This window comes from Chitinophaga sp. RCC_12 (genome assembly GCF_041360695.1).
In the GTDB taxonomy this organism is placed as follows: domain Bacteria; phylum Bacteroidota; class Bacteroidia; order Chitinophagales; family Chitinophagaceae; genus Chitinophaga.
The window spans coordinates 178,093-194,383 of the sequence record NZ_JBFUPS010000012.1 but is presented as its reverse complement, the minus strand read 5'-3'; the positions used below and the strand labels follow the sequence as shown (position 1 = coordinate 194,383).

General features: G+C 46.6%; 12 protein-coding genes and 1 tRNA gene. 4 read left to right on the top strand and 9 right to left on the bottom strand.

The annotated features are described in order from the left end of the window. Positions 1–209: 209 nt before the first annotated feature. Positions 210–4,286: a two-component regulator propeller domain-containing protein gene (locus AB6805_RS28260; RefSeq protein WP_370912784.1), complete on the bottom strand. Its 4,077-nt coding sequence runs from the start codon at positions 4,284–4,286 to the stop codon at positions 210–212. A 207-nt stretch (positions 4,287–4,493) separates the two neighbouring features. On the opposite strand from AB6805_RS28260, the gene AB6805_RS28255 reads away from it, so the two are divergent. Then, the gene (locus AB6805_RS28255) at positions 4,494–5,867 is read left to right on the top strand and encodes an aspartate kinase (protein WP_370912783.1); all 1,374 of its coding nucleotides are present in this window, start codon (positions 4,494–4,496) and stop codon (positions 5,865–5,867) included. Positions 5,868–6,085: 218 nt separating this feature from the next. On the opposite strand, the gene AB6805_RS28250 is transcribed toward AB6805_RS28255, so the two are convergent. The 3 genes from AB6805_RS28250 to AB6805_RS28240 all read right to left on the bottom strand — a co-directional run bounded on the left by AB6805_RS28250 (position 6,086) and on the right by AB6805_RS28240 (position 8,541). Then, the gene (locus tag AB6805_RS28250; protein WP_370912782.1) at positions 6,086–7,117 is read right to left on the bottom strand and encodes a YhcG family protein; all 1,032 of its coding nucleotides are present in this window, start codon (positions 7,115–7,117) and stop codon (positions 6,086–6,088) included. Positions 7,118–7,418: 301 nt separating this feature from the next. After that, positions 7,419–7,502, bottom strand: a tRNA-Leu gene (locus tag AB6805_RS28245). Positions 7,503–7,581: 79 nt separating this feature from the next. Then, complete coding sequence (locus AB6805_RS28240) at positions 7,582–8,541, bottom strand: DUF5996 family protein (RefSeq protein WP_370912781.1); 960 nt, start codon at positions 8,539–8,541, stop codon at positions 7,582–7,584. A 194-nt stretch (positions 8,542–8,735) separates the two neighbouring features. Between AB6805_RS28240 and AB6805_RS28235 the strand changes: the two genes are divergently transcribed. Next, a complete protein-coding gene (locus AB6805_RS28235; RefSeq protein WP_370912780.1) occupies positions 8,736–9,485 on the top strand; it encodes a YoaK family protein in 750 nt (249 codons plus the stop codon). 66 nt (positions 9,486–9,551) lie between these two features. After that, positions 9,552–10,268, top strand: coding sequence for a Crp/Fnr family transcriptional regulator (locus AB6805_RS28230; protein WP_370912779.1), 717 nt, complete (start codon positions 9,552–9,554; stop codon positions 10,266–10,268). 76 nt (positions 10,269–10,344) lie between these two features. Here the strand turns inward: AB6805_RS28230 and AB6805_RS28225 are convergent, their stop codons facing one another. Further along, on the bottom strand, positions 10,345–10,767 hold the full coding sequence (locus AB6805_RS28225) for a hypothetical protein (protein WP_370912778.1): 423 nt from the start codon (positions 10,765–10,767) through the stop codon (positions 10,345–10,347). A 413-nt stretch (positions 10,768–11,180) separates the two neighbouring features. Between AB6805_RS28225 and AB6805_RS28220 the strand changes: the two genes are divergently transcribed. Continuing rightward, on the top strand, positions 11,181–13,583 hold the full coding sequence (locus AB6805_RS28220; RefSeq protein ID WP_370912777.1) for a T9SS type A sorting domain-containing protein: 2,403 nt from the start codon (positions 11,181–11,183) through the stop codon (positions 13,581–13,583). Positions 13,584–13,630: 47 nt separating this feature from the next. Here the strand turns inward: AB6805_RS28220 and AB6805_RS28215 are convergent, their stop codons facing one another. From AB6805_RS28215 to AB6805_RS28200, 4 genes are all read right to left on the bottom strand, one after another. Further along, complete coding sequence (locus AB6805_RS28215; RefSeq protein WP_370912776.1) at positions 13,631–14,233, bottom strand: NADPH-dependent F420 reductase; 603 nt, start codon at positions 14,231–14,233, stop codon at positions 13,631–13,633. 19 nt (positions 14,234–14,252) lie between these two features. Then, positions 14,253–14,912 carry a hydrolase gene (locus AB6805_RS28210; RefSeq protein WP_370912775.1) on the bottom strand — a complete coding sequence of 220 codons (660 nt, stop codon included), beginning with the start codon at positions 14,910–14,912 and terminating at the stop codon, positions 14,253–14,255. Between the two features lie 234 nt (positions 14,913–15,146). Then, a complete protein-coding gene (locus AB6805_RS28205) occupies positions 15,147–15,731 on the bottom strand; it encodes a Crp/Fnr family transcriptional regulator (protein WP_370912774.1) in 585 nt (194 codons plus the stop codon). 55 nt (positions 15,732–15,786) lie between these two features. Then, complete coding sequence (locus AB6805_RS28200) at positions 15,787–16,290, bottom strand: DinB family protein (RefSeq protein WP_370912773.1); 504 nt, start codon at positions 16,288–16,290, stop codon at positions 15,787–15,789. Position 16,291: the final 1 nt, after the last annotated feature.

The following is a 16,291-nucleotide window of genomic DNA, read 5'->3' as shown; positions in this document are numbered from 1 at the left end:
TGGATTTGAATGGAATTTACAGGCCGTGCATCTCCTGTTTTTTCATACGCCGGAATATTTTTTTGATTGATTTGGATGAGCTAAAGATAGGCGTAAGGAGCGGGAAACAACTGTACTATAGTTACAAATAACTGTACAATTGCGAAAATTTATAGTTGGTATATATTGATAATCAAGTGGTTGGTTGCTTACTTGTCTTGTGCGCCAAACTATACCATGGTTTGTTGTTCGCGGTATTCATTAGGGGAACAGTGGTACATCTTTTTAAACTCACGGAAGAAATAAGACTGGTTATTAAAACCTGTTTTATAGAATATTTCGGCCACAGTAAAACGGGTTTTTACCAGCAGCTGGGCAGCTTGTTTTAAACGGATGTAACGGATAAATTCTGCCGGTGTCATATTGGTAAGTGTTTTCAGCTTCCGGTACAATTGCATTTTGCTGAGGAGCAAATGCTTTTCTAATGCTTCGGCATTTAATCCTTCTTCATCCATCCGGTTTTCTATTACCTGTACCAGTTCCTGCAGGAACTGTTTGTCGGTATCCGGCATCTCGGTTTCTTCCAGTTGGCCGAACGGATGATCCCTCCGGAAGATTTCGTGCAGGCGTTGGCGGTACTCCAGCAGCTTACGTACCCTCACCTGTAAGTGATCGGCATAGAAGGGCTTTGGAAGATAGGCATCTGCGCCTGCTTCATAGCCTTCTGTTTGCTGGTCGATGGCGCCCCGGGCCGACAGGATAATAAAAGGAATATGACAGGTACTGGCGGCATTCTTTATTTTGTCGCAGAGTTCCAGGCCGTTCATATCAGGCATCATGATATCGCTGATGATCAGGTCGGGCAGGGTTTGCCGGATCAGCTCCAGTGCTTCATTACCATTACCGGCTTCATATATAATATACTGACCGGCAAGCAGGTCTTTTAACAGCTGCCGGATAGCGTATTCATCTTCCACTAACAAAATACTTTTTTTACCCGCCTCCTGTACACTTTGGATCCGGGATAGCTTGTTGGGATTAATCACCGGCGCTGCCTGGGGTAACAGGTCGGCAGTAATGGATTGCAACAGGTAGGAGGGAACAGGATTGGCGGGGGCCTCCTGTTGCTGCAGGTAAGTGTTACCCGTTTCTGAAAGCGGGAGCTGTACATAAAAGGCTACGCCGTTGTTTTCATTTGCCGCACGGATGCTGCCATTGAGCAGGTGTACCATTTGCTGGGTAAAAGCCAGCCCGATGCCCGTTCCGAATGTGCCGTGTGTGGCAGTAGCGGTACTGAAAAAACGGGTAAACAAGTTATCCAGTTGTTCGCCGGGTATGTGACTACCGGAATTATACACATAGAGGTGCAGACAGTCGTTCGTTTGTTGGGCGCGAAGCAGGATGGATTCTTCCCGGTTGGTATATTTACAGGCATTGCTCAGCAGGTTAAACAGGATTTTTTCCAGTTTGTCTTTATCCATCGCAGCAATCATAGCCGGCGCAATATGGGTGTCAAAACGCAGTGCTTTTTGCTGGCACATAGGTTTAAACAAGGCCGCAATATTTTCCAGCAGCGCGGAAATATTAAGCGCGGAATAATAGTTTTTCAGAAAACCGGCTTCGGCCCTGCGGAATTCGAGCAACTGTTGCACCAGGTAGGTAAGCCTGGAAGCATGCTGATGTACAAGCGCCTGATGATAGGTATCGCCGGGTTGCTCCCGGCTACGTTCTGCCGCACCAACAATCAGCGTGAGCGGTGTTTGCAGTTCGTGGGCAATGTTGGTAAAAAAGCGGAGTTGTTCTTCGTGTACTTCTTCTTCTTTTTTACGCAGCAGGTGTTCCATTTCCAGCTGATGCTTCATGGCCAGTTTATTTTTCCGGTACAGCCAGAAAGCAGTGCCCGCGCTGCTCAGCAGTACCAGGTACAGTAGGAACGCAGGCCACGTAAGCCAGAAATATTGCTGAATGGTAAGGGTGAACAGCACGCTAGGCGGCGTCCATACGCCTTCCCCGTTGCTCCATTTTACTTTCAGCACATACCGGCCGGGAGGTACATTGCTGTAAGCGATCCTGCCATTGCCACCGGTGTACTGCCAGGTTTTATCGTAGCCTTCCAGCAGCCAGGCGTATTCACATTTTTCTGCATGAAGAAAACTGACGGCTTTTCCCTGCAATTCAAAAAAGTTATCCCGCCTTGCCAGTGTATAGGCAGCAGTATTATATTCCCCGGGTTGTAATACCTCCAGGCCGGTTTCATTTGTTTTACCGGCCAGTTGCAGTCCTGATACCAGCAGGTTAGGATACACACGGCGTTCCTGTATATTGGCCGGTATGAAATAATTGAAGCCATATACGCCACCAAAGTACAGCCGTCCCGCAGGATCTTTCCAAACGGCCCCATCACTAAACTCGTTGCTTTGCAATCCATCGGCCTCCTGGAAATGAGATATTTCCGCAGTAGCGGGATTGATGCGCGCCAGCCCTTTATTGGTACTTACCCAAATCAGGCCGTCGTTGTCCTGTGTAATAGCATGAATGGTATTATTGGGCAGGCCGTTGCCGGTATTATAGCGGGTAAATGCCGGTCGCGGTTTACTGATATCTGCTTCTGCAATACAGTTCAACCCATAGCTGGTACCTATCCATAACCGCTGTTTGGTATCGCGGTAAAGTGCCAGCACATCGTTATGTGATAGGCTGCCTTCGTAACTAAAGGCCTTAAACACCTGGAATTGTTGAAGCTTTTTATTGAACAGGTTAAGTCCGCCGTAGCGGCAGCCTATCCATAGCGAGTTAGCGGGACCGGGAGCCAGTGAATAAATGATATCGTTGGCGGGGCCACTGTTGCTGCCATTAAAAGTATATTGCTGGAATGCCGTTACGGCGATATCGCCACCCTGCCGCTGAATACGCAGATGTACCAGCCCGTACCCGCTGGTGCCCAGCCATAGGGAGCTATCGGCATCCGGCAGTATGGCATATACAGAGCCAAACACCGGCAATTTATTGCTGCCGCGTACCTGTTGCCAGTTGATGAAGCGTTTATGCAGCTGGTCATAAATAGCAAGACCTTTGCCATCGGTACCAATAAAGAGGATACTATCCATGCCGCGGCAAAGCGCAAAAACGGAATTATCTTCCAGTTCTGCCGAAAATAGCTGTTGATGCGTAGCGGCGGGTTGCCGGGTGAAGTTGGACAAACAGATAATGCCGCTGCCTTTAGTGCCCACCCAAAGATCGTTGCCATTGGCACAGAAGGCGCGTATCGGTTTATTAAAAGCGGCGCCGCCAGTAGTTTTGTTTACAGTGCCGAAGTATTTTGTTTGCGGGTATATTTTGATGATGCCATTGCCATCTGTTCCGCACCATAACACCTGTTCGTTGTTGCCGCTGGCCCAGGATATAATTTTCATGTCCTGCAGCTGCCGCGTGGCTTCAGGCAACAGGTGCGTGGGCCGGAACTGTGCATCATACTCTCCAAAGCCTTGTGTTACCCAAGCCAGCAGGTAATGCTGGTTGTAGATAGTCATGGCGTTTACGGCATGCGGAAGCAGCGCCTGCAGTTGTGCCTGGTGGGTACCGCCCGATACTGCCATCAGCTCGTGTGCGGCCGTGGTAAAAAAGATCCTGCCGTTAACAGAGAAGAGGGCCTGCACATTGGTGTAACGTTGTAATAGGGGCCATTGTGCCTGCCAGTCGGCATATATTTCCAGGCTGCCATCGCCGCGGAGTACCCACAGGTGATTAGCGCTGTCAAATACCGCTTTGCTGATACGGTTATTACCAGCCGGAAGCGGGCATACCACAAAAGAATCGGTGGCGGCGTTGTAACGGGTAAGTCCTTCCTGCCGGCTCAGGCAGTAAAGCTGTCCGGCGGTATCGGCGATCAGCCGGTATTCCTGCTCGCTGATGCGACTGCGTTGTTGCCGGCCGTAAAAGTAATTATAAAATTTCCCGGTTTGTTTATCGTATCGAGATACCCCTTCGATGGTGCTGAACCAGATGCGCCGCTGGCCGTCTTCCGTTACCTGCAGTACTACGTTATTGCCGATGCTGTGCAGGGGGTTGTCTTTGCTGTAATTAAATACATGAAAGGCGGTGCCATCGTACATATTCAGCCCGTCCCAGGTGGCGGCCCACAGCAGCTTATCGGAATCCAGGAACAGGGAATTAACTGCGCTGTTGGAAAGACCGTTGCGGTTATCAAGTTGTTGGGTATAGTAAGACGCTGTGTCACCCGCGAAAACAGCTGGTGCACAGGTGAATATACAGATCAGCAGGGAACAGATCAGAGACAATCGCTTCATAACGTGCCGGTTTACAGTGGCATTACCGTTGACATCTGTTAAGGTACTAAATTTCTGGTTGTGAGGAACGTAGGGAATGCCTAAACATTTCAACAATGAATTTTCAAATACACCTTTGCCGAATAATACCCATTTCCTCCGGGTAGCTTACCCTTATGAAGTTTTTGATAGCTTTTATTCCATTAATAAATTATATAGCTTCGCAGCATGTTAACTGTGGAAAAAATCGGTGGCACGTCAATGAGTGCCCTGAAAGATGTAATCGACAATATCATTTATTATGGCCGTACCGGCGATAGGTTATATAATCGTGTCTTTATTGTTTCTGCTTTTTCCGGCGTTACAAACCTGCTGCTGGAGAATAAAAAAACAAAAGCCCCTGGCGCCTATCATCAATTCGCCACTGGAAATGATTATCATCGAGCACTTGAATCTGTAAGGCTTCACCTTAAAGAGCTGAATGCCTATTACCAACCGCTTGGGCTGAATATAGCAGAAGCCAACGAAGTGACGGACGGCATTATTAACCGGGTGCTGACATACCTCGACAGCGCAAACACCATGTTGGCCTCCGGATATCTTAATGAGGGCATCCTGCTGGCTGTTCGTGAGATCCTGGCTTCCGTAGGAGAAAGTCACTCGGCTTTTGTGCTGACAAATATCCTGCGGAACAAAGGGCTTAATGTAGCGCTGGCGGACCTGAGCGGCCTGGGGGATGGACGTTCACTAACCATCGATGAACGTATCAGGGAAGAATTTGAGCGTCTCGATCTTAAAAGCTGCCTGTGTATTGCAACAGGGTACGTGAAAGGAACAGAAGGGATCATGAGAGAATTTGACCGCGGTTATTCTGAGGTAACTTTCAGCAGAATAGCAGAACTACTCCGGCCTGAGGAAGCTATTATCCACAAAGAGTACCACCTGTCAACTGCAGATCCCGGATTGGTAGGCATAGAAAACGTAAAACCGGTTGGCTATACCAATTACGATATTGCAGATCAACTGGCCGATGTCGGGATGGAGGCTATTCATCCTAAAGCTGCAAAGCCACTGGAGATATCGCGTATTAACCTGCGCATCAAAAACACCTTTGAACCTGAACATCCGGGCACGCTGATCACTAAAAATTATATTTCTGAACATAAGCGGGTAGAGGTAATCACCGGCTCGGACCAACAATTGCTCATTGATATCTATGATCCGCTAATGGTAGGCGCCGTAGGAAGCGATCTCGATATCATGCAGGTATTTGCCCGTTACGGTGTCAGCTATACTTTTAAGGCTACCAGCGCCAACAGCATTAGTATCGTTATTTGGGAAAGTGACTTGAAACAGCAGCTGCTGAAGGAACTGAAGGAAAAATATGAACATGTGACTTTGGAACCTATTGCAATGGTATGTTTGCTGGGCTCTAATATGGATCAGCCGGGATTGTTAGCCAAAGCTACTGCTGCACTGGCCAACGCAGATATCAATATATTAAGCGTTGGAGTGGCATTGAGAAAGGTTAATTTCCAGTTCGTGATTACCCGGGAACATTTCAAAGCAGCGATCATTGCACTCAATAAAGCAGTAGGATAATTTTATTTCCCTTCTTATTTTTTCGTTTCAGGAAAATCGACAGTTGATACAAATAAAATAGGGTTGTAAGTCATTTGCTTACAACCCTATTGTGTGCACAGGAGTGTACTTTTCTCGAACCATGTCACATAACTGGCTTTTTCTTTTCATCCGCATCATCTTTCCGCGACTGTGTCTTTTGCCAGTGAAAAGAAAGATCACCTATCACAAGTAGCCAACTATGTTTTGGTAAAACCCAGCACCTTCTTTTTTTCAATTCTTTCCTTAGCTTCAATGAAGAGATAATGTATCTTTTTCTCCAGCTCTTTTTTGGGAGGTAGTTCTGTCCAGTATTCTGCTACCACAATGCCATCCTTATGCATTTCTAGTAACTCTACTTGTTCTCGTCTACTTTCGGCACATAATATTAAGCCTATCGGGGAGTGTTCCCCTTCTTTCTTTTCGTATTTATCCAGCCATTTTAGGTATAATTCCATTTGGCCTTTATGTTGGGCTTCAAATTTCCCCAGTTTCAACTCAACGGCTATCAGGCGTTTTAAATTGCGGTGGTAGAAAAGCAGGTCTAAATGGAAGTCTTCTCCATCAATAATCATCCTTTTCTGACGCTCTATAAATGCAAATCCTTTACCCAGCTCCAGTATAAAAGCTTCCAGTTCCCGGAGTACGGCTTCCTCAAGATCCTTTTCCAGGTAGGTGTTTTGTAGCCCAAGGAAGTCCAAAAAATAAGGGTCTTTGAAATTGTCATTAATAGCCGGATGGTTACTGGTGTTTTGTATATTCGCAATACCAGTTCGCTCAAATGTTTTAGTTGCAATTTGTTTCCGCAGTTCCCTTATACTCAATGCCTGATCAGCAGCCATCTGTGCATAGAATAGCCTTGTATCCTGGTTATTTAGCGATAATAATTCCACGAAATGCGACCAACTCAATTGCTGTGACAGCGGCAAGAGAGTCTTCAGGTCCGTGAATTGCTCAGCAAATTGGATCATTCTTCTTAAATTCCTCATCTCAAAGTTTCTCCCGTATTGACTCCTCAATTGTGTCGACAGCGTCGACACAATCTGTTTGGCATACGCCGCCCGTTTATTTTTAAGGATTTCATCGTTGATGCGCTGGCCAATCTGCCAGAAAAGTATTGTAAGAGTGCTGTTAACATGTGAAAATACTTGCCGTTGACTTTGCTCAATAAGCTGCGAAAGCTCGTTGAATAAGGATTCTTCGATTGATGTTACGCTTCTTCCTTTTGCCATTGTGCTTAATTTATTAGCAATCCAGTATTGAGGAATGCCAGATTCTCACGTTAGATGAATAACCTGAAAATTAGATAACGAAAGAATGATAAGCGTTAATCGGAAGTTAATGCGACAGGAGAATAATTCAATTGTAAAAGGAAGTGTGGCTCGATCTCCCTCTAAAAACTCATTTTTGACGGAAGCCATTATCGAACCGCCCGACTGAACGAAGCAGTAAAGCTAACATACGCGCTGGACACGGGTCTTCCCGAAAATAAAAATGGACAAACCAAGATAAATCTCGATTTGTCCACTTTAGTGCCCAGAACTGGATTCGAACCAGCACACCCTTGCAGGCGCTGCGACCTGAACACAGTGCGTCTACCAATTTCGCCATCTGGGCAACTGATATTGTGTCAGGGGTTGCAAAGATAAGCAGCTAAAACTTTTTACCAAATAATTTTGCAAAAAAATACTGCCATCTATTTGAAACATCCATAGGCAACCTCCAAACGGGAAAGATCACATTCCAGTGCTGTGCGATCCCAGTGCCCTGTGTTGGCCGCTGCCTCATAGGTCGACTGCATGAACGCGAGCAACGTTTCCTCCGGATCTGTTGCCTGTTGTACTACTTCATAAGGCAACATAAATTCCCCCATCTCCTGGCTGTAAAAAGCGCCGGCAGGTTGAACAGGTTGTTCGCTGAAAGCAGGGGGAACCGGGTAGCAGTAAGCGTAAAAAACAGCATGTGGATACTGTTCACTGCCAGGCCAGAATCCACAGGAACTCACTTCTTTGGAGTAAGCCTCCCGCATTACCGCTGCCGGCATATTGGGGGCCTCCCCCTGGTGAGGTGGCGCATCCCTCCCGGAGAACCGGGTTACCGCCAGGTCAAAGGCGCCCCAGAAGAAATGGACCGGGCTGCATTTGCCGGTGAAGCGTGTCCTGAAACGGGTGAAGATGTTGTGGATCTTCACAAGCGCCTGCCAGAAGTCCTCCATTTTTTGACGGTCGTATGATTGGTGAACCTCATCTTTTTCGAACGGAATCGCCTCTGCTATTTCACTGGGCACTGTGTAAATAGTTACATCAATATCCAGTTCCTTTAGTTTTTCAAATAATGCGTTGTAAAAGTCGGCCACCGTTCTGGGGCGCAGTTCCACCATTTCTTTTTTGCCGGTACTGGTGATGATGATCAGCCGGTGCTGCATGAAGTTAAAGTCGATCTGGAATATGCCGTGTTGGTACGGCACGCTCCCGGTGCTGAGTCCATCCGGACTTACATACAGTGTTACATGCCACGAGTGGTTTAACCACGGCATTTTCCGGAGGCGGATCTTTCCCACGATCTGCGTCCACAGGTGTACGGTCGCTAAGGTATCTTTCCAGTCGTTATAGGTCAGCACAGGCCACTGATCCTGTTTGGAATTGGCATTTTGCATGGGCGAATGATTGAAGATGAGTAATTCAGTACCCGGATTAACAAGTGGGGTGGGAGTAATGTTCCGGGTAAAAGTGACTTTTTGCAATCATTATCTTGAAAAATATCAGTTAAACGGAATCTACCTGCCAGTAACTTTGTTGGTTGCAGGGGAAGAACTATGGTGTCTTCCTGAAAAATTACCGGAGATAATAAATGCTACGCCATATTGGAAGAAAGAGAAATTATAAACACAACCTGCAATTGGCAGTGTTGCTTTGTTTTACAGCAGGTATCGTAAATGCGGCCGGTTTTTTTGCCTTCGCAGTGCTAACCACCAACGTTACCGGGCACGCCGCGTTGCTGGCCCATAAACTGGCAACCGGCGATCTGCGCGCCGCAAGGATGGTAGGCTTATGGTTGATCCTTTTTCTTGCCGGTGCTTTTTTCTCAAGCTTCTTAACCGGGAAAGCCGGTAAAAACAAACGATGGGGTAACGTGGCGTGTATCGTGATGGAGATCATCATCCTCATACAGGTGGGAAGCTTTGGAAGTTCATTTGATCAGTCTATTATTAAAACAGAACTCTTCGCCGGCAGTTTGCTTTTCGCAATGGGAATGCAGAATGCTTTGGTATCCAGCATCTCCGGTTATGTTGTCAGAACTACTCATCTTACAGGCATGTTCACCGACCTGGGAATCGACCTGTATACGCTGGCAGCTGCCGGTGGTAAAAGCGTGGATCATGTAAAAAAGAAGATCACACTGCGGCTTGTCATCATCGCCTTTTTCCTGGCTGGTGGAATCGCAGGGGGATATGTGTTCCTCAGATACCAGTACTTCACCTTTTATTTACCTGCTGCCATCCTCGCCATTGCTATATTTTACGACGTTTTCCGCGTCCGCTTATTTAAGTGGGTACGCCGCATAAGAACAATGCCGCCTCCGCGGACGGGAATTAGTTGACATTTTCATACCGTAAGGGTACCTTTGATGATATTTGCTTTCACGGATAAATCAAAGGTCGTTTTTATGAGTTTAGCTGGCCTGTTTCCTATTGATAAATGGAATTTCAAATCTCAATCCATTTTAACTGATCTGCCGGAAGATGAGTACGCGGAACTCTGTTCCCACATGGAGGAACAACGATACCGTAAAGGGGATGTAATATTCAGGGAAGGAACAGTGGCGTCAGGTATTTTCTTTATAAAAAAGGGAAAGATTAAAAAGTACCACGTAGACCATAAAGGAAAAGAACAGATAATATACGTCGCCAATAAAGGAGAATTAATCGGATACCATGGAATTTTAGCCGGAGAACGCTACCCCGATGCTGCGGCTGCCCTGGAAGAATGCCTCCTTTCTTTTATTCCCAAAGAAGATTTTATGGCTACCTTAAACCGGTCGGATGTATTGCCACGCAGGTTACTGAAAACACTCAGTCATGAATTTACTGTACTGGCAAACAGCATTTCCGTATTTGCACAACGGTCTGTTAAAGAACGACTGGCTATAGTATTAATCATTTTACGGGAGAAATTCAAAGAAGAAACTCCTTCCGGAAACGATATCCTGATCAATCTTTCCCGTAGTGATCTGGCCAACATGGCAGGTACCGGCAACGAAAACATCACCAGGTTTTTATCCGAATTTAAAGCCACCGGTATTTTAACTACGCAGGGGAAAAATATTTGTATTAAAGATGTGAAGCAACTGATTAAATTGTCAGGTTATGGAAATATACGGTAGCCTGAAACAGGCGCTCATCAAAAAAGGGTTGTAGATCGAAAGACATACAACCCTTTTTTATAATGAACTGGTTGAATTATTCCACCCAGTAGGTTAACGGTACAACAATATAACCATCGGGTCCAACAGCCTCGCTGCTGAGTGTAACAGTGGAGGAAACAGCCCCTTCCCAGTTACCGGGATACGCGCCAAAGGTATACGTGCCGGCCGGCAGGTTTTCAAATTTATCCTCGTCTTCCTGGCCGCCGGGATAATAATACACACCAGTGGCTACATTTTTTGCCCAGTAACCGCGTAACCCGGTGCCGCCTGTAACCGGCGCGCCGTAAATGTCTACCAGTGTTATACGAACGTTGAATTCCGTCAGAATTTTGTTGGATTTTCCGGGAACAATACAATGGGCGCTGCTGATGTCATCATTTCTGCCGGAAGTGGGAGTTGCATTGCTCTGTAATAAAAAGGGTACGGACAGAAAGCTTAGAAAGATTGCTTTTCTCATGGGTTAAAATTTAATATTAGGTTTTCAAATGAGTATTTAAGTTAGAAATTTATTGCTGGATTTTGTAAGATTTTATTGTTAAATCAAGGCATATATTAAATGCATATTTTACAGCAATTCCCCTTATGCTTTAAAATGACTGCTACTGGTTTAAGTAGCACTGGTTTTGATGTTTCATTACAATGCAACTGGTGTTCTTCCCCGTTCTGCTGAGCCGATCCCTTTTAGTAGTAGGTTTTGAGCGCTCATCACCGCGAAGCGAAGCAGCACCTTAACTTTACAGTACCTTGTAGCTAAGCCCTGTTGCCTTTACACCAGCTGAATAACCGGTTTCTATCTTTATCAACGACCTGTGGCTATATGCTTGGCGCCTGTTATCGTAACCGTTTTGATAACTTCTTAAAAATATCTTTATGAAAAAAATCTACCCCGTCTTTTTCTTCCTGCTATGGAACACATATTCCATTGCGCAGCGGCCGCTGATGCAAACGGCTTTTACCGCCATCCCCGGCAGTTTGATTTTGGATTACAGGTATGGTAAAGTGTTGACGGTTCAACAAAATGCCGGTGCATTTATTTATACGATTATCGATATAAAAACAGGCGCCGGCATCACGGTGCCGCTTACTAAAAAATATCAGCCAACTGTTTTTAAGCATATTGCGGAACATCACAACGCATGGATAACGCCAAACGGGGCATTGATTGTGGCACAATCGCCTACTAACGATTCCGTATGGGCACTGTATGAACTCTACCAGAGCCGGTTTAAAAAACTGGCGGAAAACATAGGCAATGTACATACAGCGGGAGACTACGCCATCTGGTCCGACCTGGATACTTCGAATAAAGGCGCCCTTCAACCCGCTTACCGCAATATTACTTTCAGGTATATGTCGTCAGCTGACCAGTTTACATTAACAGATAGCGCTGTTGCAGATGCTGATATTGCGGTGTTCCCGGACAATCCCCTCATCCCCGGGTGGTCGTATTCTGCGGGAAAAGCCCTCTATTGGGCGGGAATGGAATGGGATCATACCTGGCCCACAAGCGCAGGCAGGCCCAAGGCATTTTTTTATGGCATCGATGTATTTTATAGTACAGTCGCCTATTTAAGACATATCGACAATGAAAACACAGACGTGTCGGTAAGTGCCGGGCGGGAAGACCGCTTCATGAGCATGAGCGATAAAGGCAGCGCGCTCTATTTCCCGGAGGTTTTCACGGGGCTGCAACTGACGATTGCTGATTATAAAATTGCAGTGGTAGCCGGTGTAATGAAAACGAATACCGATACCAACCGCCTGGAAGGGAAGATCTATATACGGGATTACCTGAACGGTACCCGGTACCTGCAGGATCTGCAGCCCGGAACTCCTTTTGCATATGCTAATGTAACCGATATTTCATATCAACGGACAGATATCGGTGTAAGGGCCGCAGCAGAAGGACAGGCGCCGGCCGCCTATCTTTTCAGCTATGATGGACGACTGAAGAAAAAGATGGTGGATAATGCCACCGGCATGTACTACGAAAATAAGCTCTGGTATGTAACAGACTCCCAACACCTGTATGTCACCAACATCGATACCGTGTACAATTATTATGTAAACGCCTCGGAAAAGGTAGCTTACACCAACACCAGAACGCTCTTTTCGCTCAGCGATTTTAATACGCCCTACAGCGGACCCGATACCGGCTTGGGACGTCTTCAGCGGATACAGATCACCGCATTGCCCCGGCAGGGAGTACTGGCTGATAAAAATAACCAGGCTATTCCGGGTAACAATGCAGTGATCGAACGCGCCGACCTCGATTCCATTAAATACAGTGCCACACGCATTCCTGGACTAGACTCGCTCCGCTGGCGCGCCTTCGATGGCATTAAGTGGACGCAGGACACCGTCATGTATATAAATGTAAAACTCAACCCCGGTATGGTCACGCCTTTTGAGCGCACTACACTTGCAGGTACACCTATCCGCTTCTGGGCAAGTAATTTTAAACAACACTATAGCGCTGGTTTATGCGCGATACGTATAAATACTTTGCCTAAGTACGGAAATCTTACCATTGGCGGCAAGCGCATTTATTATGAACGGAGTAATGAGGTAACACTGGCTGAAATAGACAGCATGTATTACACCGCTCATCCAAATATCACCGGTGTTGATACCCTACAATGGATGGCCTATAATAATGAATCCTGGTCGTTTAACGATACCGCAGCCATTATGCGCGTCTACCCGGTTTTAAATACGCCGCCAATTTTAAGGACGCTGGAAAACAGCTATAGCAAAACAGCCGCGCCGGATACCATCCTGATCGTCAACTATCCGCGCCCCACCTGGCATACAGATACAAAGGTAGTGGTGGATAACAACCGCATCCTGCCGGTGGATACTAACAAGAACTTTATACTCGACCCCTCCCTCTACACCACAGGAAGCCATCAACTAAAAGTATCCTTTCAACATCCAAGGGATAGTATCAGCATTACGCGCATGTTTACCATTACCGGTGGCGTATCGTCATTGATGATAAGCGATGCCGTAAGACACGATAGAAGCGAAGAAGCTCCCGGTGTTTGGCCTAATCCCTTTGATCAGCAGTTTACCATCAGCGGTTTGGATGCAGGCAAGGCTTATCTCTTACGACTATACGATGCACAAGGCAGGAACATATTGACCGACCGTGTATTTTATCAAAGCCGGAAGGTGTTGCAGTTAAGTAACAGCCACCTTGCTAAAGGCGTTTATATGCTGGAGATCAGCGATGGCAAAGAGGTAAACAAATTAAAGCTGTTGCATTTGTAGGGAAACTTTAGAAAGGTCCGGAGCCCCGGACCTTTCTAAAGTCATTTTCAGAACCTGACAAGATTCAAGGTTGCCAGCGCACCCTTCGCTTGTTGCAGTTTACTTCCTTCATGGAGATTCCCCAGATCTATAGGCGCAAATCCCAAAGATGCTATCACACTTTTCACTTCGCTTTTCGCTTCCAGGTCATTGCCGGAAACAAACAGTACCCGGTGGCCCCCTGCAATGTTGGGATCTTCTGCCAGCGTTTTGTAGAAAATCGTATTAAAGGCTTTTACAATCCTGGCGCCCGGAAGCAGGGACGCTACCACCTCACTCGATGCTTTATCGCCCAGGTCCTGCACTTTAAACTCGGGAGCATAGGTGATAAAGTGATTGGTAGCATCAATAACTACCCGCCCGTTCCAGTCGGTGATTTTCGTAAGTGTAGGAACCTCCGACCAGGGAAGCGAAAGTAAAACGATATCAGCTTGCGCGGTTTCCTGAATGGTACCGGCGGTTGCTCCCGGTCCCAATGACCGTACTATTTCATTCAGGGCGTTTCCGCCGCTGCTGTTAGCTAGGATAACCGGGTGTCCGGCTTTAAGCAAGTGACGGGCTACCGTTTGCCCGATGTTGCCGGCGCCAATAATGCCAAATGTCTTTTTCATGAATAATGATTTTCTGGTGTTACTGAACCGGCGTTGCCAGGAGTTGCAACTCCCAGGTAAGACTTGTACCTACGTTGCCCATGTGGTCTACCAGCATTTCTGCCAGTGCAGGTACGGTTGCTGTACGGGCCCAGTCCCTTTGCAGTTCGGAGGCGAATACAGTCCAGGTAATCGGAACAGCACCTGCCTGCACCATGCGCATTACCGCCATTTCGTGTGCTTCCAGGCTTACACCACCAGAGGCGTCGGTAACAATGTACACTTCATAGCCTTCTCCCAGGGCCTGGATTGTCGGCATGGCCAGGCATATTTCGGTCCACAGCGCAGCCATCACAATTTTCTTTTTACCGGTAGCTTTTACCCACTCTGTAATCCTGGCATCTTCCCAGGTATTGATGAAAGTCCGGTCAACCGGTTTTTGATCAGGGAAAATATCCTGCAATTGTTTAATGAGAAAGCCTCCACGCTGCTCAACGACCGTTGTGAGAAGGGTGGGTACATTGAATATCTTTGCTGATTTGGCAAGACCCACTACGTTGTTGATGATGGTTTGCGTATCATGGCTTCTTAGCCCCGCAAATTGAAAGGGCTGATGATCGATCAGGATCAAAGCACAGTTGTCAGGGGTAAGAAGGGCGCCGAGGCCCGCTTTTGCGTTGGATTGGTTCTGGACTTGCATTGTTAAGACTTTAAAAAAATAAGAAAATATGGTACGACACCGTAGCATGCTGGTGAATCGTTTTAACAGCCGCTGTCGGTAATGCAAAGGTGGGGTAGTGGGAAGAGGGAATTTTTGATCTGGATTAAGAAATGGCGTTGATCCAGATCAATGGGTTTTAACTGCAGGGGCCTGTCTTAAAATCAAAAAAGCGGCCCGATTCACATCAGGCCGCCCATACAATTGTTTATTTCGTTACCGGGAATGTATTTGTTTCCGGACCCTGCTCATGGTTTCCGGCGTCAGACCAAGGTATGATGCCAGCATGTTTTGTGGAAAACGGTTGAAAAACGCCGGATTTGCCTCCATCAGGTATTGGTATTTTTCCACCGCAGTGTAATTAATACCTGCTTCAATTCTTTTTTGGACAGCAATGGCGTGATGCTGGTCGAGGATATGAGCCATCTTCAGAAAAGTAAGCGACTGCTCTTTCAGCAGGTTTATTTGGTCGAGGGTACTAACCAGCAGTGTGCAATCTTCTACTGCATCAATATTGTAGCGGGAAGGCGTCAAATTGTTAAAGCTGTCCCTGTCGCCTATCCACCAACCTTCCAGCGCAAGGGCGGTAATGCGTTCAATGCCATTATTGTCAATGCTATACTGCCGCATCGCCCCTGATATGATGAACGTCATATACAGGCAAACGCTTCCTTCATGGAGCAGGAATTGCTTTTTTTTAACCTTTTTAAGGTTGAATGCCCGTTCTATATACACAAATTCTTCATCGGGAATGGTAGCGGATGTTACACGGTCAATATATTTCCGGAGTATGTCGTACATATTTTTTTAATGGCAGTGAAAAGTCTATTGGCAAGAGGCTTGAATATCCATGATTTCAGCTTCTTTTGCTTTCTTCATAAGTAGGGCCGTATAAACCCGGCACCTTGTTTCCGGTGGCACGCAGGTAAACAATCATTTCACCACGATGATGATAGATATGATTAAAAAGAAATCCCCTTGCGACGATTCCCCTCGGCACCGGACCAAGAACGACCCGTTCTCCTGCTTTCATGGTCCAGTTGTCCTGCAATTTTTCTTCGGTAAGCGATTTTATTGCAGTCCTGGCTTTCTCCACATTACTTTCAAAAAACGCCAGGGTAGCTTTGATATCGTTCGTGTCGCCCCGTTCCGGGCGATCCTTGGCCAAATCATACACGTCCTGCGTGAATGTGCCGGAGTACCAGTGGTAAATGGTGGCAATGTGTTGTGCCAGCTCACCCATCGTCCAGGAAGTTTCAGAGGGTTTATAACCGAGGTCTTCTTCTGGAACTGCCTGTAATAATTTACGTGTGTTATTTACTTCATGTTCGAATTCCTGTGTTAAATATTGCAGTATCATG